A 21165-nucleotide genomic window follows, 5' to 3' on the forward strand; every position below is an offset into this window, starting at 1 on the left:
CGTAACAGCTGCCTCACTACCCTTGGTGTGAAATCTGTCGCTATGTGAATAGTCGCTGGAGTATGGCTCCCGATGTGCGGCCGCTTCGTCCAAACGCCGATCAAGGCAAAAGGCAGCTTCGCCTTCCCCGAGCTGGTGGGTGACCTGCTGGCCATGCCGTCCAGCTACAACCTGGCCCCGACGCAGCGCGCCTCGGTGCTGCTGGATCGGGGTACCGGCCTGCAGCTGACGCGGCTCTCTTGGGGCCTGCTGCCCTTCTGGGCCAAGGCGAAGAGCCTGCAAGGTTCCACGATTAACGCCCGGATCGAGACAGTGGCCACGAAGCCGGCGTTCCGCTCGGCGTTCAAGAAGCACAGATGCCTGATCCCCATGGCCGGCTACTACGAGTGGTCGGTGAGCCCGGAGGACGGGAAGAAGGACCCGTGGTTCATCCACGCGGCAGAACCGCTGTGGGCGGCCGGTCTATGGGAGGACCGGAGCCCGCTGCTGGACGATGAGAACCTGGGCACCTTCACGATCATCACCGGTGACAGCAGTGGCGTGTCGGCCGATATCCACGACCGGATGCCGGTGTGGCTGGGTCTGGACCAGGTGGAAGAGTGGATCACCGCGGAGCCGGACGCGGCCATGGCGATGCTGCTGGCATCGGAGCCGCCCGCCATGGAGGCCTACCGCGTCAGCCGCGCGGTGAACACGCCCCGGAACAACACCGAGGGCCTGCTGCAGCAGGTCGCATAATTGGCAGATATCGGCGGTTCGACCGATACTTGGGGCCAACAACAGTCCGTGAGCCACTCATGCTCGGCAGCTTCCGCTTTTTCCTGGCCATCTGCGTGGTCCTCTTCCACCTGACTGCGCAGATCCCGAATCTCGGGCAGTTCGCCGTCGAGTGCTTCTACGTCATCAGCGGCTACCTGGTGACCATGATCCTCACGAAGACCTACAAGTTTGAGTTCAAATCGTTCGCGCTCAACCGGTTCCTTCGGCTCTACCCGTCGTACTACGCCCTTGCGCTTCTGACCCTGGCCATGTGGTTCATCCTGCCGAGGATGGATGAATTCCACGCATGCTGGGTATGGGCGGGCCGGGCAACGGACGTGATCGGAAACCTACTGATCTGGCCCTGGACCTTCTTCCCAGACCAGCCCGGCAACTACAAATTCAGGTTGATCCCTTCCACTTGGTCGATTGCAGTGGAGATCTGCTGCTACGCGCTGCTCTGGGCGTTCGCCGCCAGAAGCTGGAAGTGGACCGTCGCCACGCTCGTTGCTTCAGCCTCGTACCACGCATACAGCCTGTACAGCGGCATGGATCCGTCGACTCGCTACTCGCCGGTATCAGCCGCGATGCTCGCCTTCGCAACCGGCTCCCTGGCCTACCGCGCCAGTTCGTTCGTTGTGCGGCACAGGCCGGCTTGGATGGGTGCGACGGCTGCCCAGCCGTTCCTGCTCCTGCTGGCCGTTGGCGCGTTCCTCGCAGTCTGGAAGGCAAGCACCTATGACGGCACGGCCACTTCAAACCCCTTCTACTACGGTGTAATCATCGTCGCGGCAGCTGCCGCTCTCATGTTCCACGGTATCCGCGCCACCGGGGTTCTCGGATGGGTGGACCGCTGGCTCGGTGACTTGTCCTACCCGGTGTTCTTGATTCACTACCCGGCCGGCTATCTCGTCTGGCTGGCTTTGGGGCAGCCAGAGGCCATGCGCAGCTGGTCCATCGCCCTGTGGGCCATACCCGTATCGGTCGCCATCAGCGCAATCACGATCCTTGCAGTGGATATACCGCTGCGAAGGACCAGAGACAGGATCCGGGCGGGCGCTCCAGGCGTCTCTCCGATTCCTGGATCGCCCATTGCGCCTTCAGCGGTTGCTGATAGCCGCTAGCGCGCCAAGCTTTCTGCCCAAACTGACATTCAGGAACAGCTATCGCGAATGTCAAAAACTCAGGCGATGGGCCATTTTCGCCCCTAACCTTGTGCTGTCACCACGACACACAAGGAGAGCGAAATGCGTGCACTGATCTTTGTCCTGCTGACAGCTTCAGCATTCGCCAGTATCGCTGCAGAGCCGCTCGACGATGCCCAGGTGGTCGATTCCTACCAGGAAGTATCCGCCCCAGGTGAAACCCTCGACAGCTTCATGGTTCGAATCGCTCCGAAAGCGGTCCGTTACACCAACGCGACCGGGCATAGGGTCTGCGGGAGCGTAATAGAGCGTTCGGAAGGCGGATATCAGGTTGAACTTCGCTTGTCGGCAAAGACGCACAGTTGCCAACTGCCGGCAGATACCACCGTCTACTTTGCAACCCGCACGTGGGGCAAAGGCACCTTCAGTGAGAGCGAACGGGAAATCCCAGGGTACATGGCCACGCGAAACCTGCTGTACCACCAGAGCGGCAAGCGGGAGAGGAAGGTGGGGAAGCTCGGCTTCTGGTGATTAAGCGCCTGTCATGTCCAGGATGGTGTACTCGGCAGTACGGCGCATACTGGGCATGGCAAAGCTCATGTTGTAGGTCATCAGGTGCCGGGCAGTCTGCAAGGCACCTGGTTGATTCAACACTAAGCGAATGGCGATCAGGCGATCAAACGACGGTGGCTGCCCTGGAATGCTAATCGGGTTCGACTGAGCATAGGTCCCACACACCGACTGCACCGCGATGTACTTCCTGCCGGCCGGCACAGGGTATTGCTGGTCCGGATCGCCCCAGTTCTGAAAAGGCACTGACATCCGGCCGACAACTCTGGCATAGCGGAAGAGAGCGTCGAACGTGAGCCGGCCCTGCGCGTCGCAAACCTGAAGGCCGAATGTACTTGTTGAGCTGCTTGGGGGCTGATCGAAGATCCAGAACGTTCCCGTGACAGTAGAACCAGCCAAAGGGAAGACCATCCGGAAAGTGAACGTATTGCCGGTGGCAGATAGCAGGAAAACGAAGCTGCCCTCAGTCGCCTCCACGGCCACCATCGGCGGCTCCGCGTATCGCGCCGTGTAAACGATGTCCGCATGCTGATAGTTCCCCCAGAACGCGCCGCCCGACACGATAGTGGTAGTGAACGGAACCTTCGTAGCTACAGCAAGGTTCTTGTAGTTTTCGTCGATCTGCACCGTGTTGGCGTCATTGACGATGGTCAGGCCAGCGGGCATCAGCGCACTCCGTACAAAATCAAACAGTTGTCCCGAAAAGCGGTAACCGCCGATTCAAAGGTCCACGTCATGGTCGTGCCAGAGAAGCTGACCTCCGGGGAGACGTAGCCAATTTCCTGACCGAGAATAGTGAACCAAGGCTCTCCCTGCTCCAAGCCCGCATGCCCTACCGATCCGCTGGTGGTCCCCGTCCATACGGTTCCCAACGTGCGGGGCAGACGGTCAGTGACCGATATAACCGGCTGCCCCGCCGCGTCGTTGACTTCCAGACCCGCGATCATCCCCAAATCCCCATGCGCACCCGGCGCACGTTGTTTGCGTCGAACACCTCGATCACACGGTCGTTGATGGTGAGGTAGCCTCCATTCGCCGGCCCGGTCATAGTCAGCGTCCCGTTCTTGTCGAGCTTCCACCGCGGCTGCCCACCTGCGCCAACAGCATTTGACTGGATGACGTCCCCGATCATGGCGTTTTGGATCCAACCTGTGCCGATTAGCGCCTGGCTGATGAAGGTCTGCCCTCCTTGGATGACGAACGGAGCAGTCACTGCGCCGTTCACGACATTGATCACAGCGAACCGATCTGCCTGCACCAGAAACTGAGACTGGTAGCTCCCGTCGGGCTGCTGTTCGACGCCCAGCCCCATACCAGCCGCGTAGATCTGCCCACCGTCAGTGACCTGGGCCCGCAGGGTGTACGTCGCACTGATGCGGCCGTCGATCCCAACCACCGCCTGGCTGACCTGTTGCACTGAGGCGTTGGTATCTCCGACCTCGGCCTCCACGGTGTCCACCCGCTTACCCATCGCGTAATCGCCGCCGACAACAGCGGTCTGAACGGTGAGAGTACCCGCGAAGACGTTCATGTCGCCGGCGTTCCACTCTTCATCGCCAGCGTGCTGCGTGTCGATCTGAGCGAACAGGCCGTCCGTCTTCTCGGCGACAGCCTGCAGCCCCGTCTCCGGGTCGTTGATCTGCAACTCCAGCGTGTCGACGCGCCCCACCACTGCGCCTGCCTGCGCCATGGCATCGCCAATGTCCTGCCAGTTGGTACCCGGCGGCTCTTCGTTGCCCGGCTCTGCCCCTGTCCAGCTCCAGATCTTCCCGTTGTAGATCACGGTCTGCCCGGTTTCGTACTCGGCATCCTCCTCCCAGATCAGCGGCACGATGCTGTCGATGGATTCGATCTTCGACAGCAGATCCTGACCCAACGCGCTCTCCGTGATACGGCCGGAGAAGTACTCGTCGTACTCAGACTGGTCTACGCTGGCTTCGCCCATAACACCTGCTTCAAGCTCAGCCGGATACCATGGACCGACGTTTCCGCTCTTGTCGATCAGGCGGCCCCAGAAGAAGAAGCGCGCACCGGCGGCCAATCCGTTGATCTGGTGCTTGTTCTGAGGGTACGCGAAGTCGCCCAGTTTGATCGTGCTCTCGGCACCCAGGTTCGGAGACGGCCCGTACCAGATCTCAGTACGCTCGGTATCGGAAGCTCCCAGAGGGAAACCCCACTGCAGCCCAATGGCATACACAATGCTGGTGGTGGTCAGCGAAGTCAGGGCCGGCGGCGGCTCCGTCTTGCCCTCGATGGTCGTCAGCGGACTCATGGCCGGGATGGACACGGCGTTCAGCGCATTGACCGCGCGCACCCGGGCAAGGTACTGGCCGGCATAGATGCCGGGCACCTCAAGACTGGCCGTTGCCACGCGGCCGGCACGCACCCAGTTCAGGTCGTCACGCCGCCACTCCACGTCGTAGGCGATGGCCTTGTCCGCGGCGTCCCACTCGATAGTTAGCGTAGGGGTAGCGATGTTCTGGGCGATTACCACGTGCGACGAAAGGCGCACGTTCGTCGGCGGCGGCTGGACGCTGGGAGGAATGATGCTGATCGGCGGCTGCTCGAGCTTTGTGCCATCGTCGATCGCGGCAAACTTTCCAGGCACATGCTTCAGTGCGGTAACACGGTAGGTGAGGCCTTCGTCTCCAGTGATCGGATTCTCGGCAATGCCGATCACCCGGAACTGCTGCAGCGCCAGCACCGCGTTCTCCAACGCCCAGATAGACTGCGGCACTGGCTGCGACGACCAGGGAACGGTTACGGTGACGGTGCTGCCAGCCACCGACTCCACTGTCCGTGCTTCGGATCGCCCATTAGGCAACGTTGCGCGAATGGTATCGCCGGCATAGATCTCCTCCGGCACCTTGTCCAGGACGAGCGTGTCAGCGCCAGCACTCCTGATACGTCCTGCATTGCGTCGACCAGCGCGGTAAGGGTCCGCGACCTGGATGATGTCCCCGGGCATGCAGGTCAGGGAATCGAGGCCCACCGCGAATGAAACCGTCTCCGTCTCCAGATTCTCGGTGTATAGGATGTGGTTACCAATGCGCTGCGCCTGCGACCGTGAATGGCAGCCGATGGCCGTGACTTCGGTCTGCTGGATGCCGTAGCGCTGAACGCCGGCAAGGTACTGAACGGGCTCAACCTTCTGGCGGCCAAAGTCTTCTGGGTCAGTTCACGACACCAGAGCTACGGTATGGCGGGTCTTTCGCCCACTACCTTCGTAGACGAACTGACCGTCAATGACGTTCGCCTGGCTGAAGGTAAACACCGGGTCCTGGGGCATATCAGCGGATGCCAGAATCTGGCCCGCTGCGTAGTAGCTGATCCCACGGAAAATAGACGCCATGTCTTGCAGTACGCGGTAGGCATCAGCACGGGTCTGCATGTACAGGCTGCAGGTGAAGCGAGGCTCCATTCCGCCCCGCCCGTCACTGACCATCTGATCGCAGTACTGCCCGATCTGGTACAGCTTCCACTTATTCACCCAGTCCAGTGGTAAACGGTCACCAAGTCCGAATCGATCGTTGGTGACAATGTCGAAGAATCCCCACGCGGGGTTGTTCGTCCACGCGGACTTGAAGGTGCCGTCCCATACGCCGGTGTAGCTGCGATTGATCGGATCGTAGTTGCTCGGCACACGCACTATCCGGCCCCAGATTCGGTAGGACCGGGTTGGGATGTTCTGGAACTGGCTCGCGTCTACCTCCACTGCGGCCAGGGCGCAGTTCGGATAGCGGAGTTTTGCATCGATGACCTCGGTCATCGAGAGCACATTCACACGGTCCGTCACAAGGCCGCTGTTCGCGTTCGGGGTGAGTCTGCGGACTCGAACCTGCCATTCGTTTCCAGGCGGCAGGTCAATGCGGTGGCTGCGCTGGTACTCTGTGGTGGTCTTGCCGTTGAATGCATTCGTCAAGACGGTGGTGTAGGCAGCTCCGTCGGTGGAAAGATCAACGGCGTAGCTGACCACGTAGCCGTTCGTATCACCGTTCTCGCTGTTGACCTTCTGCAGACCAGGCACCCCGAAGCGCAGCCGGATCGCCGACAACTCGGAGCCAGTCGCGCTGCGCACCACTGGACTGTCACTCCGCAACTCGACGTTGACAGCGATCTCATTTTCTACAGACGGAAAGCCAGGGATATGGCTCTGGTCCTGCGTCCCAGAGCGCGTCTCAACGCGCACACCCTGAAAGTTGAGCGTGCCGTCTGCGTTCTGGATTGGAACCTGGTCCAAGTAAATAGACTGGTTCCCGGCCACAAGTCCGCGAATCTCGCCTTCGCTGATCAGGTCCAGAATGCGAGCGCGCGCGATGGAGTTCAGGCTATCTGGCGACTCTACCGGGGTGCGACCATCGTTGCCGCTCTTGCCACCTGCACCCACCAAGTCGCGGCAGCTCGGGACGACCGCTAGATCCGTACCAGGATGGCTGTAAAGAACGGGCAGGTTCACTGCTGATCCTCCGCCATGATGCCGCCGCTGATAACAGCCGAACCAACCAGCATCCCAAGCACATCATCACCTCCAAAGGCGTACGGCACCGGGTTGCCCTGAGCTTGGGTATTGACCGTTCCGTTCATGCTGTAGCTCGGGCGGTTCTCGACGCTGTCCTGCGCGCCAAGCCCCTTGGGCTGCGGTGAAAGCATCTGCACCACCCCGCCAATCACCATGCTCACGCCAAGGTTGATTAGCGGAGTTCCGCTCACACCCGTGTAAACGTTCAGCACCACACCGATGACGATGAGCACGATTCCCAGCACGGTTTGCAGAACGCCGCCGCGCTTAGAGCCGACCATCACAGGCGCAATGCGTATAACGTCGTCGCCGGGCGGGTCGTCGATCTGGTCGGGGCGCAGGTTGGTCCTGCCGAGGAACACGGCGAACTCCATGCCCTTTGACTTCGCCTGCTCCATGAACTGGCGGAAGCCTGGAAGCATGACGCTCAGGGCATAGGCTGCCTCTCTGGCGCTGCCCACGGCCAACTGAAACTCCCGGCCGAAGCGTGCGCCGAGGACTCCGTAGAGACGGACGGTGCGCACCCGCTCAGTCATGACGCACCTCGCGGTGACGGACGATACGCACCGTGCGCTCTGCCCACATGCCGCCGTAGGGCACGACCTCGGACAGCCGATCCTGCATGTGGTGCAGCATCTTCCCGTCGCCGAGATAGACCCCGGCATGGTTCGGCACGTCCGACCGGAACTGCATCAGGATCATGTCGCCGCGGCGCGGCTCGTCGGGGATCAGGTCGAAGCCTTCGGAACGGAGCCGATCAAGACTGTAGAGGTCCTCGCCCTGCTCCCACCACTTATCCTGCCGGTCGTACTGGTTGAGCTGTACGCTCAACTCGCGCGCATAGAAGTCACGCACCAGGGTGTAGCAGTCGAGGATGCCGTGCGCGAATTCTCGGCCCACCAGAGGCGCTTCGTAGCCACACGGCACGATGGTCTGTACGTCGCCGCAGCTCGGCTCCTCACCCACGACCTGACCGACGCTGATGATGTGCCAGCGTATGCCCGAGCCAGGCAGCAGCTGGTCGGGCAGCTCGCACATGACGCGGTCCGCCTGCGATGCCGCGGCCGCAGCGTTCGGGTGGCTGTGTACCAGCGCCAGAACCTTGCCCAGATCCTCCGCCGCAGCGTAGTCCTCACCGGGAAGTCGAAAGTGCTCGCTGGGCGTCGTAGCTGTGTTCCGGCAAGGGATATATATCTCGCCCTCGGCCGTGGCCACGATTAGGCCGCAGCACTCGCGCGGGTACTCAGCCACGGCATGCGCCTGGATGGCCTGGAGGGTGCTCTGTTGCATGTCTTCGCCCATGAAAAAGTCCGCTCAAGGCGGGCTGGGATGGAATGGTGCTGGTGAATTCGGTTAGGTTCGCAGCAGGCCTGCGGCCGGGAAGCCGCCGTACGGCAGCTCGTTGTTCTCCCCAAACCTCAGCTTGCAGCTATGAACGCGCAGCCCACACTGGTCCCTCGACGGGTCGTCCGTCGGGTTGTCGTCCGCGTCTGCAACGGCTGGGCCGGTGTAACCGCAGTACGGGCCGCGGTACCCACCGATGCTTCCCCATCCGCACAGGCCGGCAATGATCTGCCGACGCGGTAGCTGCTCGCCATTGAGGTCGATCGCGGTGGTCAGCTCGAACTCGATGACCTGGTAGTCCTCAGAAACCTTGCGCTCGATGAACCAGATCTCGTCCGGGAAGTGCTCGTCAGGATCTGCGGTCGGATTGCCTTCGGCGAAGTTGGCTGCGTCAAGGTACTTCACCAGCGTCTGCCGGCGGATGATGCGCGCGCCGACCAGGTCGTCGAACATCAGGCACAGGGCACCGATACGGCCATCGATGTTGCCTACCTTCAGGCGAGGGTTCGGCGGCTGGTCGCTGGTGCGTTCGAACCCGGTCGCCTCGATAGGCCAGGCCCCATATTCCTGCCCCTGCCACCAGATGACTTCCGACCGCAGGTGCTGGTGGAAGAACAGCTGGTCTGCTCCGAAGCTGCTGCAGTCCAACTCGTACACCGTGACCCTGCCGCCCGGCTCCAACTGCTGGGCATCGGCGGTGATCATGCCGCGTTCCTCATTGCATCCAGTTCAGAGAGCATCGCTCGGGTGACCAGAAACAGGAGCTCGTCCTTTCTCAGGCCGTAGATCTCGCCGGCGTCCCGGGCGGGACGGATCACCTCCCCCTCGTCGTTGACGGTTGCGGCCTCCGCCTGCCAGCTGTCGTAGCAGAAGCAACCGTAGTGCCGCCAGTTGAGTCCGTGGCTATCCATCACAGCGATGGCTGCCTGTACGGTAGGGCCTGCATGCAGCCGACCGTCATCCGCGCTGCAGCCGGCCTTCGACAGCCAGCGCCACAGCATAGGCAGCCGTCCGATCTCGGAGAACGCCGCCAGCTCTTCAGCGTTCAGGTCTCGAGGCGACGTCTTCAGTTCGGCGTCGGAAGTGGAGATAGCCGAATTGTTGGAATAGATCTGCCGAACGCGGGACGACCCGCTGCCCAGATCGTAGGTGTTGTCTGCACTGGGCTGGAGATGGCCAGAATCTGCCACAACCCAACGTCGGGTACGCGTAGTGGACCCCGCTGCCGTCGTCTCCAGGGAAACGAACGTGGGGGTGGAGGTTGTCGTCCAGTTCGTTCCCGCAATCAGCGCGACAATGGCCTTTGATCCGACGAATGCAGATCCATCATGGCCGCACAAGCCGATGCCTACGGCAGACGAACCCGGCGTTGCGGTGGGTGCAACGACGGTACCGCCGATGGTGTAGCCGCGAATAAGCGAGCCAAAGCCAGGGTAGTTCGAGACCAGCGATATCTCTGCCGGAGCAGCATTCCTTGCGATCTCGATGCCACGACCTCGCTCTTCCGGAACCACCTTGCGCTGCGTCAGCCCCTTCGAAACGATGACGTCTCCGTCGCCATTGAAGTTGGCTACGTACACACGCCCCGACTGGGTCGCGCCAAGCGGGGTGGCGAGTACTCGAAAGTCGGTTCCTTGGGCGCTTGCGGTATGCGCCTGCGTGGCGATGAGGTGGTATGCCGCGGTGGAGTGGTCAGAATAGCCAGCGCCAGTCCATGGCCGACTGCCCGCTCCGCCCACCAGCTGACCATCGCCGGGGAATCCCGCCGTGGGGTGTTTGAAATGGTAGTGGAGCACGGGCGTGCCGCCACCGTCGTTTCGGATACCCAGCGATATCTCGGTGATGTCCGTACCGGAGAATACGAACTCGTTGGCGGTCTTTTCTGGAAGCGCTGCGCCGACCGCCGAGAAGTTGTCATTGACTTTCTCAAAGGCGACGCGAGCAGGATCTCCCACTTTCCCGCCAGGCTGAGGCGTGTCGAGATCGATGATTTCAAGGTCCATAGTGATCCCTTACGGCTGGAACGTCTGTTCAAAGGTGGCGTTGAGCGTGAATACGCCGTTGCCATGTGGGATGAGGTTGTATGTCTTGCACCGGTAGAGGCCTTGCGCACCGAGGGGCGGCGTCCACAGGAAAGAGCGAGCGCCTTGATGCGCACGAATGAATTCCAGGGCAGGTTGCACCTTTGCCGCGCGTCCGACGATGGAGATCGGCCACTGCTGTTCTTCGTTGTTGATTCCTTCGGACGCGGCCTGGCTGTAGCCATCTCCGAACTTCGCTTCTCGCACCGAGAAGGTGCCGGTGCCGTTGATCTCGGTGCGCACGCACCAGGTGAACTCTTCTGCCATCTCAGTACGACCTCGCGCTGGCGAGAATCCCGCCGGGCTTCATCTGCTGAATCAGTTCCTTCTTCACGACGTTGCTGATCAGGTTACCGAGCTGCTGCCCGGCCTGGTCCTGACTGCCGCTGGTGGTGCTCTGCGTCCCGCTGTCGCTCACGGTGACGTTGGTGATGACGTTGATTGGCGCTCCGCCAGCGCTGGATCCGCTTGCGGCTTGAGCGCTGGCGGTAATGGGGACAATCGAGCCGGCATCACCCGGGATCAGGTAGGACTTGCCGCCCTGCTGGAACAGTTCCGGCCGGCCGCCTTCGCCGACGCGATACACGTTGTCGCCAGCGACCGGGCCGCCCCCTGCGCGCCCACCGGCGTAACTGCCAATGGCCTGCCCGATGGCGTTGATCCAGCTGGAACCGCCGCCCTGGTAGTTGGACGCCCAACTGCCGACCATCTCAAAGAACTTTGCGGCGGCTGCTTGTGCAGCCATGCGCCTCAGGGCATCGGCAAACCCTTTGACCATGCCGTCGACGCCATCTTCGAAGGGGTCGAACAGGAATTCGGCGAATGCATCCTGCGCATTGCGGGCCGCCTGCTCGCCGAAGGTGGAAAGCGTACCGGAAGCCTCCTTCGTTCTGCTGGCCATGGCGTCCATGCCTTCGCCGTAGATAGCCTTGTAGTCCTCCACGGCGTCAATGGTCTTTGCAAGACTCAGCAGGTTCTCCTGCTGCGCAGCCGTGAGCCTCTGCAGTTCGCCGCGCTCTATGTCGTACCGGACTGCCTGTTCCTGGCCGTCGCCGTTCTCCAACATGTACAGCCGTCGATCCATGCTGCTGTTGAGGGAGTCGTAGGACTTGGCCAGCGCATCAGCGGCCTTCTGCTCCTCCGACATCCCCTGCTGTTTCGACTTCGACGCCCTGCTGGACTTCTCCGCGCTCTCGCCCCACAGCGACTGCAGCTTTGCTTCCCATTCGGCCGCCTTGCGCAGTTGCTCGGTCTGATCCTTGGTGGCTTGGATCTCCTCCGCCGTTGCCCGCGTGCGCCGCCCACGCGGCCCGCTGCGCCCAGCGTCCGGTATGCCCTGACCTTGGCCCTGCATCGCCTTCCAGCCGCTGTCGGCGTAGGCGGTGCCGGCTTGGTATTCCTTGGCGAACTGCTCCCAGCCGCCGCCCTGTGAACCCAGCAGGCCGCTGTACTGTCCGGTGACCAGCTTCATCACCGCGTTGCCCTGCTTCTCCACGGCTACAAGGCCACCGCGGAGGCGGTCCAGCCAGTCTTCCACTACCCCGAAGATCTCCGCCGCCTTGCCGATCTCGCGGAATGCGCTGGCGATCGACGAAGCGACGTCCCTGACGCCGCTGCCCTCTCGGGCGATGTCCACCAGCTGCGTGGTGAGGTCGGTGAGCGTCGGCAGTAGTTCACCCGCAAGCTGGGTGAACCACCCCTGCGTCGCCGCACGCAGGTCGTCCACTCGGTCATTGAACTCCGCCGCTGCGCCAGCGGTGTCGGAGTCGATCACGATGCCAAGCGCCCTGGCCCGCTCTTCCATGGTGCGCATGCCATCCGCGCCCAGGCTCAGGAACTCCAGGAACTCCGCGCCGGACCGGCCAAACAGCTGCATGGCCAGCGCAGTCTTCGTCGTTTCATTGCTGATACCGGCGAAGCGGTTCTGCACCTCTGGCAGCAGGTCTTCGAAGCTGCGGAGGTTGCCGGCCTGGTCCTTGACCGAGATCCCGAGCGCCTTGAAGGTCTTGTCGGCTTCACTGCCGGCCTTCGAGGCGTCGGCGATGTTCTTGGAGAACTTCGGGATGACGCCGACCAGCGCCTCCAGGTCATTGCCGGTCATCTTTGCCGCATAGCCCCAACCTGCCAGCGTCTCCGTAGAGATACTGAAGCGAGCGGAAAGCTCGTCCAGGCGGTCAGCGGCGTTGATCGCGGTGGTCAGGCCAGTGAGGGCGGCATCGAAACTTGCAATGGCCGCGATGGCACCGCCCACCACACTGCCGATGGCAGTGAAGCCGGCGACGATCCCCTTACCAACACCAGAGGCAGTCCGCTCCATGGACTTCATCTGCTTTTCGGCGCGCTGGGCGTCCGTCACGAACGACCCGGTTTTCAACAACAGGTCGACGACGATGGATCCGGCAGTTGCCATCAGATCAGCCTCTGGGTGGTTTCAGGCCGAAGGCTGCGAGAGTTCGCAGGTCGGCATCGGGGAATTTGTGGGCAACCGGGACTGGCTGCAGGTACTCGAGGTTCTTCTGGATCGACCCGCCGAAGCTGGCACCGATCAGGGCGGCCGGCCGGTGGTAGCGGTGCAGGTCGTCGAAGGGATACAGCTCGTAGAACGCGAGCCAGCGCTGGAACTCTGGCTCGGGAAGATCGTCGATCTCCCCGAGGGTCTTGCCGAGCGCGAGGCCTAGGATGCAGCTGAAGTACTCGCGTCCGCGCTCGGCAAGGATTTTTTTTGGTCAGCGCCGATGCCGGCCACCGCGACGACATGGGGGAACAGGTCGGTCAGACCGGTGGGGGTGAGGTTTGCGGACTCCGCTTCCGTAATCACCGGTTTGCCATCGGCATCGCACAGGCTGGCCGCCACCAGGCGCTGCATCGAGAAGCACCGCTCGTCCTCGTCGCTGGACGCTTCTGCGGCACGCCAGCGGCGGACCTGGCCGGCGCTGACCTGTTTGAAATGGACGGTCTCGGTGGTGCCGTCGCTGAAGGTGACCTCGCGGGCCACCGGGGCATTGCTCGTCAGAATTCTGCTCTTGTCCATCAGCCGTTCTCAGAAGGTGGGGGCCGGGTACGCGACGGCTGGGCGCGCAGAGCCGGACACCCCGAAGGTTGTCGTAGAAGCCGTCAGGCCGTGTACGGCCCGTTCCAATAGGGAATGACGCTGCCGCTCCGCTGGATCGTCAGCGTTCCGCGCACGATCTCGTTGGTGGCGATGTCGATGTTCAGGTCGGAGACATAGCCGCGGAACGCGATCGACGTACGCGCGGGCGATGCCGGCGCAACCAGCTCGTCTTCGGTATCCAGCGTGGGCACGGCGGTGCCGTCGCTCAGGCCGATCAGCCAGGGGATCACCTCGCGCGATTCCTTCAGTTCGAACAGGATCTGGTGCGATCCGCTTCGCGGGATGAAGTTGAAGGGCACGCTGACCTGCCCGGGATTGCCCAAACCGCCTTCGTATTCCTTGTCGCCCACGGTGTCCAGGCACGTGGATTCAATCTGGTCGGCTGCGCCGCCCAGGCCGGTGATGCCAGTCGGGCACTCGAACTTCAGGACCGAGGCGACGCTGGAACTCAGCTTGTCCACGGTGAAGAGCTCGGACCCCTGGGTTTTGATGACGCCCTCGGTCATTGCAAAGTCCTCTGGTCAAAAAGAAACCGCCTTGCGGCGGCTGGTGGTGGTTGCCAGCGGCTCAGCGCTGGTCGATGAAGTCGGCTTCCATGCCGACCCGGTAGAGCTTCGTGTCGGGGTCGCGGTTGTTGACCACTACCCGGTTGCAGATCAGCGCTCCGTCCAGCGCCGCCCGAATGGCCAGGGCCAGCTTCTCCGCGTCACCGTCGTTGGCGTGGTAGCAGTCGATCTGCACCGTCGTGAAGTCACCGCCAGGCCCGCTGCTGAGGTTGTCGTAGGGCTGGCCCGTGACGATCTGCCATGTGATGTAGGGCCGTCGCTCCGTTGCCGCGATATCGCCGTGCCGGCCGATTCGGTCGTCGACGATGGCCGCTACCGCTTCCGTGTGGATGGTTCTGTACACCTTCGGGAACATCAGCCCTTCCCCCGGTTCTGCGCGCCGAGGCGCTTCGTGAGCTGGTCCAGCCGCTTAAGCAGGTCCTCAGTGACGATGTCGATGATCTGCGTCCCGTACCGGGTGACCGCCGGTCGGAGCCAGGGATAGGCCGGCTGAGTTGATGATCCGTACTCCATCAGCTGCGCTGCCTTCCGCGTGCTGGTGGCGGTGCCCCTGGCGTTGATGAAGGCCTTGCGCTTCACGCGCACCAGGTAGCGCTCGCCATTCGTTCCGGTCGGAGCCTTACCGCGGCTGGAAATGATGTGGTTCACGGTGGTGTCGGTGCTTGCCGCGCCATTGGCTGCGACCGAGCGCCTGAAGTTCTCCTTCGCTCGGTCCCGGAGCGCCCGAGCCCCCTTGGCCAGAGACGCCTTCACAGGCCCACCGCGCTTGCTCACGACCTCTGCCGGCAGGGACTGCAGCGTGCTGAGCACGCCGTCGATCCCGGTGATCTTGAACTCGACTTTCACAGGTACGCCGCCGCGTCAGGTCCTACCCACATTTCCAGCAGCTCACCGCTCGGATCTGGCCGCCCCTTGAAACCCGGCGCATGCCCCATGCCGATACCGCCCCGTCCGGGTAGGCCCTTGATACCGACGACGCGGTGACCGTCGAACAGATGCCGGGTCTTCGCGCTACGCCACAGCTCCAGATCAATGAACTGCGGTCGTGAGCGGCAGGCCTCGGCAAAGGTCTGCAGCGCCGAGCCACGCATCGCGGTGCTGCACAGGCTGGCGTGACTGGTGTTGGAAAGCTGCCTCCCGCAGCGCTGCTGTACGTTGTAGTAGCGCGCCAGCCGCTCGCCGACCAGTTCCGCGTGTTCTAGCTCCCGGGCAACGGTGGATAGCCAGTCCGGCGAGTACCAGTCGTCGTCCTCGATGATCACCAGCTGATCATTGGCATCCACCGCAGACAGCCCCTTCAGCAGGTTGCGAGCCTGGGTGTTCTGGCCAACAGACCAATTCGGCGTGGGGCGAACCAGCACCAGCTGCCAGTCTTCCCGCTGGAAGGTCACCGGCTGCGGCTCAGACCCATCGTCCACGATGATCCAACGGACCGGCCCGGCGTAGTCCTGCCTGGCCATCCAGCGCTCGCACAGCGCCCAGGCGGCAGGCCGTGCACCAGTTGCGGTCAGAAGGGTCAGCATTGCTCGATCTCGAAGGGAAAGCATTGAAGCGCGGAACCTGCGGTGCAGTTCAGCACCACCACCTGCGGGTGCATCTGCGCCCACAGCTCGAACTGTCGTTTGTGGACCTCGCGCCGGGGCGGCGCTGTGTTGGCCAGCCCATTCGCGTATGGCCCGAAGAAGTGGGTGCCGTGCATATCGAACCCGTGCAGCCGGATCAGCCGTGCGCCGAGGTGCACGGCCACGGCCAGCGCCAGCACGCCGCTGTTCCAGTTCGTCGCCGCGCCGGCCAGCAGGTTCACCCCGCCGATGCGGTGGCTGCTGTACTTCGCACCAGCGAACTGCCGCGCGGCTGGGTACTTGTCCCACCACTGCCGGTCGTTGGCGGCCAGGAACTCAGCCCACGGTGCCAGTTCATGCGCGTTGCTCACCACACCGACCCGCCGTCCGCGCAAGCGCTCGGCCAGTCCAGCCGACGCGCTCGGACCTGGTCCCAGCAGATCAACCTCGATCATTGGCCTTCGTTGACCCCTGCCGACACCGGGATGGTGATGTACTCCAAACCCGAAGCCTTGTCCGGCAGCAGGCCTGCGATGTTGTAGACCAGCCCCCGGTGGACCAAGCGCATGGTCGGCAACAGCCCGGCGCGGTGCCGGATGGTGACGCGCGCCGTCACCGCCGACTGCCCCTGGCCAGACTGGATGAACTCCCTGGCCGACAGCGGCTCTACCGATGCCCACACCGTGGCCACATCCACCCAACTGGTCTGGGACACACCATCGCTGTCGCGGGCCGTCACCTGCTCCTGTATCCGCACCCTGTGGCGCAGCTCGCCTGCAGCTACGTTGCTCATCAGACCACCGTCGATCGACGAAGAGGTGCCAGCAGCGCGGTGGCCGCGCGCGACAGGACGTAGCCGTGGCCGGCGTCTGCAGGAACCGTGTTGTCGCCCTCGCCTTCCCGGTACCGGTACTGGGAGGCCAGTTCTACCAGCGTCGCGCCGATCACGGCCGGCTGGGCGATGGGGTCGCCATTACTGTCGACCAGCAGCACCAGGTCGCCGTCACTGTCCCGCAGCGGATCTCCGTTGGAGTCCAGCTGCAGCTGGTACGGCCGCCAGCGATCCTTCAGCCAGCCAGCGACCGCACCCGACACGGCCGGGATCCAGATGACCAGCCAGGCGTCATCAGCATCGCCGTCGATGCGCAGCTGCTGGCGGGCCTGCTCAACCGTGACGAAATCACGCATGGCCGCCGCCCAGCTGCACGGGCTGCTGCGGCAGCCGCACCGACTTGCCGTCCTTCCCGTCACGGCCCTTCCGTGCGCCCAGCGCCCAGTCCTGATCGTTCTCAAGGCAGGGCTTTGAGGCGTTGTCGCGCTTTGCGATCCACAGCGCGCCATCGTGGGTGATGGACTGGCCGGACTTCATACCCAGGCCCTCACGCCAGAAGCCGCGGTGGACCATGTACGGCAGCACCAGTTCCTTCCGGCGCTCGCCAGAGCCCAGCGTGATTACGAAGCCGCGCTCGCTGTCGTACTCACCAGAGGCGGTTTCGAAGCTGATGCCATCATTGCCGTCCTTGCCCACCACCACCCCCAGGCGGATCGCCTCACCCTTTGTGGTGGTGATCACCAGCTCGCCAGCACGGTCAATCATCGCCCCGGCCAGGCCAACGCCGTCAGCGCCGGCCTGCGGCGGGTTCGCGGCCAGGTGCTTGGCCACCACCTCGGCCAGCTGCTGCTCCGTCACCGGGTCGGCGTCCTTTCCATTTTCCGGAGCAGGTAGCGCGGCCACGGCCTCTTTCACCATGCCCGCAATGGCCACTGGATCCGCGTCCTTCCCGTCACGCACCGGATGTTGGGCGAAGTACTTCTCCACTGCCGCGGTGGTGCCCACGTCCAGCAGCGTTTCCAGCCGGTCAGACGCCAGGAGCTTCGCCACCACCAGGTCGGCCAGCGCCTCGACATCGACCTGATCTGCGTCACGGCCCGCCTTCACCGGGTTGGCTTCCAGATGTTTCGCAACCTGGGCGGCGATCTGCTCGTCGGACACCGGGTCGGCGTCCTTCCCTGCGGCCGGTGCGGGCAGCACCGCGATGGCGGCACGCACCTGCTCGGCGACCATCTCCGGATCCGCGTCACGGCCAGGCTGGCCAGCCGGAATCTCCCGCTCTTCCAGCTGCGTCAGACGCTTTAGGATCGGGGCGAGAGCCTCGCGGATCAGGCCGCCGATCATCTTGCCGAAGTCCATTGGGTCACTCATTGCGGAACACCTCGGCTCGGGCGGCCTCGAGGGCCTTAAACATGAAGTTCTCCTGCTGCAGCGCTTTCAGTTCCTCGCTGTCGTCAGGGTCGTCCTCTGCCGGTGCCGGGGTTTCAACCGGTGCCGGTGCGGCATTGATCTCGTTCTTCCTGACCTGGTCCAGCGGGAAGTCCTGCTGCTGCATGTAGACGGTGTCGCCACCCTCCAGCGGCGGTAGGTTGAAGGCGAGCCGGCCTTCGTTCGGGGTTTCGATCGCGCCGGCAGTCAGCTTCGTGTGCACCTCGGCCTGTTTGCCAACGTCCATCCGCAGCAGCGGTTCCAGATCGAGTTCCACTCCCATCGGCAGCGAGATTCCCAGTCCTTCGTCGAGCAGTTCTTCCATTCCCTCGATGTGCGCCTGCAGCGCATCCGAGTAGTACAGCTGGTTGATGTCGTCGACCTTCATGCCGGCCGGAATGGACCCGATGCCGATTTTGAAGGGCGGAATGCCGAACGGTTGGCACACCTGCTCGTCGGAGTACCGCATCTGCTCGACCAGCTGCGAATCGGCAGCCTTGAAGGCGAATGGGGTGAACTTCATGTCAGCGCCGACGACAGCCACGTTGCCGGCCTTCGCGCCCTGGAATTCCGTGTTCCAGTAGTCCTTGACCAACTGGGCGTCCTCATCGGACATGCCAGCCGGTGCTGTCAGGATGCCGCCCGGGCTCGCACCATTGGAGAAGAAGGTGGTCGAGTCCTTCAGGATTTTCAGGTTCTTCACCGCCGGCCAGTGAGCAGCGCACAGCGGCGGCACGCCGATCAGCTGGTGGTGGAAGCAGTTCATCCGGTCATGGATGATCTCGCTGGACGGCACGATCAGCTGGGTGCCAGGGTAGTTCTCCGGCAGCAGGTTCGAACCGGTGCTGTAGTTGATCTGGTAGAACACCTCGCCGCCTTCGGAAACCATCGGCTGCACGCTGCAGGGATCCAGCACCCACAGCCGGTTCACAACGCGGCGCTCGTCGCGACCCTTCAGCACGTAGGTGTTGCCCTGGATCAGCTTCGACAGCATCCAGACCGCGCGAAACTGCTGGGCGATCTGGTAGCCGTTGGGCTTACGCAGTACCGGCCAATACGAGGTGTTCTTCGTCTCGACGCGCCAGATGCCGTTCTCGTCCCTGGTCTTCAGGACGAACGGCAGCTTGCCGATGTCTGAGGCGATTCGGTTGAGGCACGCGTACAGCGTGGGGTAGCAGAGCACGGTTCCGTGCTCTTCCTCCATGTCCCGCTGCCATGCCCCAGAGAACGGCTCGCGTATGAGAGAGCGCCAGCCGCCGCGCTTCGGGACTGGAGTCAGTGCCTTCTTCGCCAGCGTAACTTCCAGCCCGAAAATGCGCATGTCAGTCCTTTGCCTTCATGTCACGGCGGCTGTAACCACGCCGCGTGGACGATTCCTTCGCTGGCGGGGCCGCGTCCTGGGTTGCATCGCCGGCCGCATTCGCCTCTACCGGCTCTACCACCTCCACCGGCTCCACCGGATCTGCCAGCTTCTCCGGCTGTGCTGAATCAACTTGTTCGACCGGCTCCGGAGCAGGCGGAACTGCCGGAGGCTCAGCTGCAGCAGGTTGTTCTTCTGCTGGTGGACTGCCAGAAGCCTTCTTCTTCGGCAGCTGCGCCTTACCGTTTCGGATGAGGCGATCAGCATGGAACGAAGGAACCTCTACGGGCTTTCCATTCACAATCACGATGGTCTTCATTTTTCGATCTCCTGGAATCGGGGAGAGCCGGCTGGCCCTCCCCTGCACCGGTTAGTTACCCCAGTTCACGCCGGACAGGACCGCAACCGCCGTCTGGCGACGACGCGACCAGTTGATGAAGCGGTGGGCGCGAATCGCGGTGCTGTCGGTCTGGAACATCGACACCAGCGACGTTGCGGTGGCCGGCTCACTCGCGTTCGTCGGGTTGTCCATCATCTGGATGGACGCCTCGTTGCTGAAGTCCACCGTGGCCTGGCCGTCATCGGACAGATAGATGTTGCTGGCATCCACCAGCACCACGTAGCTGCCGTCCGAATCCGCCGGCACGTAGTTGGACACGATCACCGGCACACCATCGATCGAACCACCCTGCGGGGTCAGGTCCGGGAACTCCTTCTGGCCCAACGGATTGACCAGCGAGGACGCGGAACGTGCGGTGGAGGCACGCATGATGTAAACCGGCGTGGTGAACACGTGGTTGGCTTCATCCGACGCCGCCCACAGCGCGTTCAGGTCAGCACGGATATCCGCCGCGGTGTTACCCGACGAGGGGATGGCAGTGACACCGTTGGTGATGGACGCCGGGGCGACGTTCGCCACGCCTGCAAAAGCCGGGTCGATGAAGTCGGTGTCCATGCGCTCGACCAAGGCGTCGACCAGCATGTCGCGGAACAGGGTTTCCGCAGCCGGGTCGCTGAAGCGGATCAGCTCATCGGTCGCGACGGTGATGCCGGCCACCTTGAACCAGCCGTGGTAGACGTCGTTGAAGCCGAATGCGGTCACCGGCTTCGGCTTGCCCTGCCCCACCCAGTAACCGGTGCCGCCCGAGGTCGCGCCGCGGATGTGCACGTTGAACGGGATACGGCGCAGCGACGGGATACCGCCCTGACCGAAGCGACCAACGATGGTCCGGGGCCGCAGGAACTCGACGAAGTCTGCGGTGTACTGGTTGTACGCCACCAGCGGGGCAGCCCAGGTCGCATCGGTGGTGGTGGCGGCATCTACGGCCGCCTTGGTGACATTCGCCTGCAAAATGGATTCCATCTTCTGCGAGCCGCAGAAGGCCAGGGCCTTCGCGATCGCGCTTTCGACGCCGAAGCGTTCCTTTGCGATGTACGACGCCTCGCGCATGTTTCCGCGCGCCGCGAACACGCACATTGCGTGACGGGCGAACATGATGCCCGGTTCGAGCTTCTCGGCCGAACGCACCTGAATTGCGCCGCGCTGGTGCACGACGGTACCCGCCGGCTGCTGCGCGTTATCCGCGGCAATGGGCGCAACCGGTACGGCCGAGCGCGCCTGGATCGCCAGCAGCTGCTCAAAGCGCTCGATGTCGCCGTCCAGGGCCTTGATCTGGTCCTTGACCGAGTCGAACTCTTCCTGCTCACCGGTGTTCATCGACCGGCCTTCACCCATCGACTTCTCGACGACGGTGTTCAGCTTCTTCTCCAGCTCGACACGGGTGGCGCGGAGCTTTTCCAGCTGTTCTGCGATGTTCATTCGGATTTCCTTGTGGCGCAGCCGTTCGACCCGGGTTCCACGCCGGGCAGTGCCTGCATAAGTGGGAA

Annotated in this window: 26 protein-coding genes and 1 pseudogene; 4 read left to right on the plus strand and 23 right to left on the minus strand. The window is 63.1% G+C overall.

The window, feature by feature from the left end:
• Window positions 1-72 precede the first annotated feature (72 nt).
• The 3 genes from EGJ34_RS02630 to EGJ34_RS02640 all read left to right on the plus strand — a co-directional run bounded on the left by EGJ34_RS02630 (window position 73) and on the right by EGJ34_RS02640 (window position 2435).
• On the plus strand, window positions 73-738 hold the full coding sequence (locus EGJ34_RS02630) for an SOS response-associated peptidase (RefSeq protein ID WP_125358839.1): 666 nt from the start codon (window positions 73-75) through the stop codon (window positions 736-738).
• Window positions 739-797: 59 nt separating this feature from the next.
• Window positions 798-1883, plus strand: coding sequence for an acyltransferase (locus EGJ34_RS02635; RefSeq protein WP_125358841.1), 1086 nt, complete (start codon window positions 798-800; stop codon window positions 1881-1883).
• 123 nt (window positions 1884-2006) lie between these two features.
• Window positions 2007-2435: a hypothetical protein gene (locus EGJ34_RS02640; RefSeq protein ID WP_125358843.1), complete on the plus strand. Its 429-nt coding sequence runs from the start codon at window positions 2007-2009 to the stop codon at window positions 2433-2435.
• Here EGJ34_RS02640 and EGJ34_RS02645 read toward each other — a convergent pair whose 3' ends face one another.
• From EGJ34_RS02645 to EGJ34_RS02685, 11 genes and pseudogenes are all read right to left on the minus strand, one after another.
• On the minus strand, window positions 2436-3140 hold the full coding sequence (locus EGJ34_RS02645) for a hypothetical protein (RefSeq protein ID WP_125358845.1): 705 nt from the start codon (window positions 3138-3140) through the stop codon (window positions 2436-2438).
• Window positions 3140-3421, minus strand: coding sequence for a hypothetical protein (locus EGJ34_RS02650; RefSeq protein WP_125358847.1), 282 nt, complete (start codon window positions 3419-3421; stop codon window positions 3140-3142). The genes EGJ34_RS02645 and EGJ34_RS02650 overlap by 1 nt, the downstream gene beginning before the upstream one ends.
• A complete protein-coding gene (locus tag EGJ34_RS22845) occupies window positions 3418-4746 on the minus strand; it encodes a DUF1983 domain-containing protein (protein WP_312023013.1) in 1329 nt (442 codons plus the stop codon). Before EGJ34_RS22845 ends, EGJ34_RS02650 begins: the two co-directional genes overlap by 4 nt.
• A 642-nt stretch (window positions 4747-5388) precedes the next feature.
• Window positions 5389-5589, minus strand: a pseudogene (locus EGJ34_RS22640) (phage tail protein); the annotation flags it as partial.
• Between the two features lie 63 nt (window positions 5590-5652).
• Complete coding sequence (locus EGJ34_RS22645; protein ID WP_260476880.1) at window positions 5653-6930, minus strand: hypothetical protein; 1278 nt, start codon at window positions 6928-6930, stop codon at window positions 5653-5655.
• Complete coding sequence (locus tag EGJ34_RS02660) at window positions 6927-7529, minus strand: tail assembly protein (RefSeq protein ID WP_125358849.1); 603 nt, start codon at window positions 7527-7529, stop codon at window positions 6927-6929. Before EGJ34_RS02660 ends, EGJ34_RS22645 begins: the two co-directional genes overlap by 4 nt.
• Entirely contained in the window at window positions 7522-8295 is a 774-nt protein-coding gene (locus tag EGJ34_RS02665) for a C40 family peptidase (protein ID WP_260476881.1), read from the minus strand. Before EGJ34_RS02665 ends, EGJ34_RS02660 begins: the two co-directional genes overlap by 8 nt.
• A 51-nt stretch (window positions 8296-8346) precedes the next feature.
• Complete coding sequence (locus EGJ34_RS02670) at window positions 8347-9042, minus strand: phage minor tail protein L (protein ID WP_125358851.1); 696 nt, start codon at window positions 9040-9042, stop codon at window positions 8347-8349.
• Entirely contained in the window at window positions 9039-10340 is a 1302-nt protein-coding gene (locus EGJ34_RS02675; protein WP_125358853.1) for a tail fiber domain-containing protein, read from the minus strand. Before EGJ34_RS02675 ends, EGJ34_RS02670 begins: the two co-directional genes overlap by 4 nt.
• Before the next feature lie 9 nt (window positions 10341-10349).
• On the minus strand, window positions 10350-10685 hold the full coding sequence (locus EGJ34_RS02680; RefSeq protein ID WP_125358855.1) for a phage tail protein: 336 nt from the start codon (window positions 10683-10685) through the stop codon (window positions 10350-10352).
• A 1-nt stretch (window position 10686) separates the two neighbouring features.
• Window positions 10687-12735 (minus strand): hypothetical protein, encoded by a 2049-nt coding sequence (locus EGJ34_RS02685; protein ID WP_125358857.1) that lies wholly within the window; start codon window positions 12733-12735, stop codon window positions 10687-10689.
• Here EGJ34_RS02685 and EGJ34_RS02690 point away from each other — a divergent pair.
• Entirely contained in the window at window positions 12734-13096 is a 363-nt protein-coding gene (locus EGJ34_RS02690) for a hypothetical protein (protein ID WP_125358859.1), read from the plus strand. The two genes, EGJ34_RS02685 and EGJ34_RS02690, sit on opposite strands and share 2 nt — an antisense overlap.
• On the opposite strand, the gene EGJ34_RS02695 is transcribed toward EGJ34_RS02690, so the two are convergent.
• The 12 genes from EGJ34_RS02695 to EGJ34_RS02745 form a co-directional block, all read right to left on the minus strand.
• A complete protein-coding gene (locus EGJ34_RS02695; protein WP_125358861.1) occupies window positions 13093-13449 on the minus strand; it encodes a phage tail assembly chaperone family protein, TAC in 357 nt (118 codons plus the stop codon). The two genes, EGJ34_RS02690 and EGJ34_RS02695, sit on opposite strands and share 4 nt — an antisense overlap.
• Before the next feature lie 83 nt (window positions 13450-13532).
• Entirely contained in the window at window positions 13533-14036 is a 504-nt protein-coding gene (locus EGJ34_RS02700; protein WP_125358863.1) for a phage tail tube protein, read from the minus strand.
• A 61-nt stretch (window positions 14037-14097) separates the two neighbouring features.
• The gene (locus tag EGJ34_RS02705; protein WP_125358865.1) at window positions 14098-14451 is read right to left on the minus strand and encodes a DUF3168 domain-containing protein; all 354 of its coding nucleotides are present in this window, start codon (window positions 14449-14451) and stop codon (window positions 14098-14100) included.
• Window positions 14451-14942 carry a hypothetical protein gene (locus EGJ34_RS02710; protein WP_125358867.1) on the minus strand — a complete coding sequence of 164 codons (492 nt, stop codon included), beginning with the start codon at window positions 14940-14942 and terminating at the stop codon, window positions 14451-14453. The genes EGJ34_RS02705 and EGJ34_RS02710 overlap by 1 nt, the downstream gene beginning before the upstream one ends.
• Window positions 14939-15619 carry a glycosyltransferase family A protein gene (locus EGJ34_RS02715; RefSeq protein WP_185750038.1) on the minus strand — a complete coding sequence of 227 codons (681 nt, stop codon included), beginning with the start codon at window positions 15617-15619 and terminating at the stop codon, window positions 14939-14941. Before EGJ34_RS02715 ends, EGJ34_RS02710 begins: the two co-directional genes overlap by 4 nt.
• Entirely contained in the window at window positions 15613-16113 is a 501-nt protein-coding gene (locus tag EGJ34_RS02720) for a hypothetical protein (protein ID WP_125358871.1), read from the minus strand. The genes EGJ34_RS02715 and EGJ34_RS02720 overlap by 7 nt, the downstream gene beginning before the upstream one ends.
• Entirely contained in the window at window positions 16110-16451 is a 342-nt protein-coding gene (locus tag EGJ34_RS02725) for a phage head closure protein (RefSeq protein WP_125358873.1), read from the minus strand. The genes EGJ34_RS02720 and EGJ34_RS02725 overlap by 4 nt, the downstream gene beginning before the upstream one ends.
• On the minus strand, window positions 16451-16846 hold the full coding sequence (locus EGJ34_RS02730; protein WP_185750039.1) for a head-tail connector protein: 396 nt from the start codon (window positions 16844-16846) through the stop codon (window positions 16451-16453). The genes EGJ34_RS02725 and EGJ34_RS02730 overlap by 1 nt, the downstream gene beginning before the upstream one ends.
• Window positions 16839-17861, minus strand: coding sequence for a hypothetical protein (locus EGJ34_RS22070; RefSeq protein ID WP_185750040.1), 1023 nt, complete (start codon window positions 17859-17861; stop codon window positions 16839-16841). The genes EGJ34_RS02730 and EGJ34_RS22070 overlap by 8 nt, the downstream gene beginning before the upstream one ends.
• The gene (locus tag EGJ34_RS02735; protein WP_125358877.1) at window positions 17854-19239 is read right to left on the minus strand and encodes a phage portal protein; all 1386 of its coding nucleotides are present in this window, start codon (window positions 19237-19239) and stop codon (window positions 17854-17856) included. Before EGJ34_RS02735 ends, EGJ34_RS22070 begins: the two co-directional genes overlap by 8 nt.
• A 1-nt stretch (window position 19240) precedes the next feature.
• On the minus strand, window positions 19241-19597 hold the full coding sequence (locus EGJ34_RS02740) for a hypothetical protein (protein WP_125358879.1): 357 nt from the start codon (window positions 19595-19597) through the stop codon (window positions 19241-19243).
• Between the two features lie 51 nt (window positions 19598-19648).
• Window positions 19649-21097 (minus strand): phage major capsid protein, encoded by a 1449-nt coding sequence (locus EGJ34_RS02745; RefSeq protein WP_125358881.1) that lies wholly within the window; start codon window positions 21095-21097, stop codon window positions 19649-19651.
• Window positions 21098-21165: the final 68 nt, after the last annotated feature.

Origin of the sequence: Stenotrophomonas sp. 278 (assembly GCF_003935715.1) — a bacterium.
GTDB lineage: Bacteria > Pseudomonadota > Gammaproteobacteria > Xanthomonadales > Xanthomonadaceae > Stenotrophomonas > Stenotrophomonas maltophilia_AH.

Excerpts from the sequence above, each read along its gene's own strand:
- EGJ34_RS02630 (WP_125358839.1), top strand. The coding sequence starts at position 73 with ATGTGCGGCCGCTTCGTCCAAACGCCGATCAAGGCAAAAGGCAGCTTC.
- EGJ34_RS02635 (WP_125358841.1), top strand. The coding sequence starts at position 798 with ATGCTCGGCAGCTTCCGCTTTTTCCTGGCCATCTGCGTGGTCCTCTTC.
- EGJ34_RS02640 (WP_125358843.1), top strand. The coding sequence starts at position 2,007 with ATGCGTGCACTGATCTTTGTCCTGCTGACAGCTTCAGCATTCGCCAGT.
- EGJ34_RS02645 (WP_125358845.1), bottom strand. The coding sequence starts at position 3,140 with ATGCCCGCTGGCCTGACCATCGTCAATGACGCCAACACGGTGCAGATC.
- EGJ34_RS02650 (WP_125358847.1), bottom strand. The coding sequence starts at position 3,421 with ATGATCGCGGGTCTGGAAGTCAACGACGCGGCGGGGCAGCCGGTTATA.
- EGJ34_RS22845 (WP_312023013.1), bottom strand. The coding sequence starts at position 4,746 with ATGAGTCCGCTGACGACCATCGAGGGCAAGACGGAGCCGCCGCCGGCC.
- EGJ34_RS02660 (WP_125358849.1), bottom strand. The coding sequence starts at position 7,529 with ATGACTGAGCGGGTGCGCACCGTCCGTCTCTACGGAGTCCTCGGCGCA.
- EGJ34_RS02665 (WP_260476881.1), bottom strand. The coding sequence starts at position 8,295 with ATGGGCGAAGACATGCAACAGAGCACCCTCCAGGCCATCCAGGCGCAT.
- EGJ34_RS02670 (WP_125358851.1), bottom strand. The coding sequence starts at position 9,042 with ATGATCACCGCCGATGCCCAGCAGTTGGAGCCGGGCGGCAGGGTCACG.
- EGJ34_RS02675 (WP_125358853.1), bottom strand. The coding sequence starts at position 10,340 with ATGGACCTTGAAATCATCGATCTCGACACGCCTCAGCCTGGCGGGAAA.
- EGJ34_RS02680 (WP_125358855.1), bottom strand. The coding sequence starts at position 10,685 with ATGGCAGAAGAGTTCACCTGGTGCGTGCGCACCGAGATCAACGGCACC.
- EGJ34_RS02690 (WP_125358859.1), top strand. The coding sequence starts at position 12,734 with ATGGACTTCATCTGCTTTTCGGCGCGCTGGGCGTCCGTCACGAACGAC.
- EGJ34_RS02685 (WP_125358857.1), bottom strand. The coding sequence starts at position 12,735 with ATGGAGCGGACTGCCTCTGGTGTTGGTAAGGGGATCGTCGCCGGCTTC.
- EGJ34_RS02695 (WP_125358861.1), bottom strand. The coding sequence starts at position 13,449 with ATGGACAAGAGCAGAATTCTGACGAGCAATGCCCCGGTGGCCCGCGAG.
- EGJ34_RS02700 (WP_125358863.1), bottom strand. The coding sequence starts at position 14,036 with ATGACCGAGGGCGTCATCAAAACCCAGGGGTCCGAGCTCTTCACCGTG.
- EGJ34_RS02705 (WP_125358865.1), bottom strand. The coding sequence starts at position 14,451 with ATGTTCCCGAAGGTGTACAGAACCATCCACACGGAAGCGGTAGCGGCC.
- EGJ34_RS02715 (WP_185750038.1), bottom strand. The coding sequence starts at position 15,619 with ATGCTGACCCTTCTGACCGCAACTGGTGCACGGCCTGCCGCCTGGGCG.
- EGJ34_RS02720 (WP_125358871.1), bottom strand. The coding sequence starts at position 16,113 with ATGATCGAGGTTGATCTGCTGGGACCAGGTCCGAGCGCGTCGGCTGGA.
- EGJ34_RS02725 (WP_125358873.1), bottom strand. The coding sequence starts at position 16,451 with ATGAGCAACGTAGCTGCAGGCGAGCTGCGCCACAGGGTGCGGATACAG.
- EGJ34_RS02730 (WP_185750039.1), bottom strand. The coding sequence starts at position 16,846 with ATGCGTGATTTCGTCACGGTTGAGCAGGCCCGCCAGCAGCTGCGCATC.
- EGJ34_RS22070 (WP_185750040.1), bottom strand. The coding sequence starts at position 17,861 with ATGAGTGACCCAATGGACTTCGGCAAGATGATCGGCGGCCTGATCCGC.
- EGJ34_RS02735 (WP_125358877.1), bottom strand. The coding sequence starts at position 19,239 with ATGCGCATTTTCGGGCTGGAAGTTACGCTGGCGAAGAAGGCACTGACT.
- EGJ34_RS02740 (WP_125358879.1), bottom strand. The coding sequence starts at position 19,597 with ATGAAGACCATCGTGATTGTGAATGGAAAGCCCGTAGAGGTTCCTTCG.
- EGJ34_RS02745 (WP_125358881.1), bottom strand. The coding sequence starts at position 21,097 with ATGAACATCGCAGAACAGCTGGAAAAGCTCCGCGCCACCCGTGTCGAG.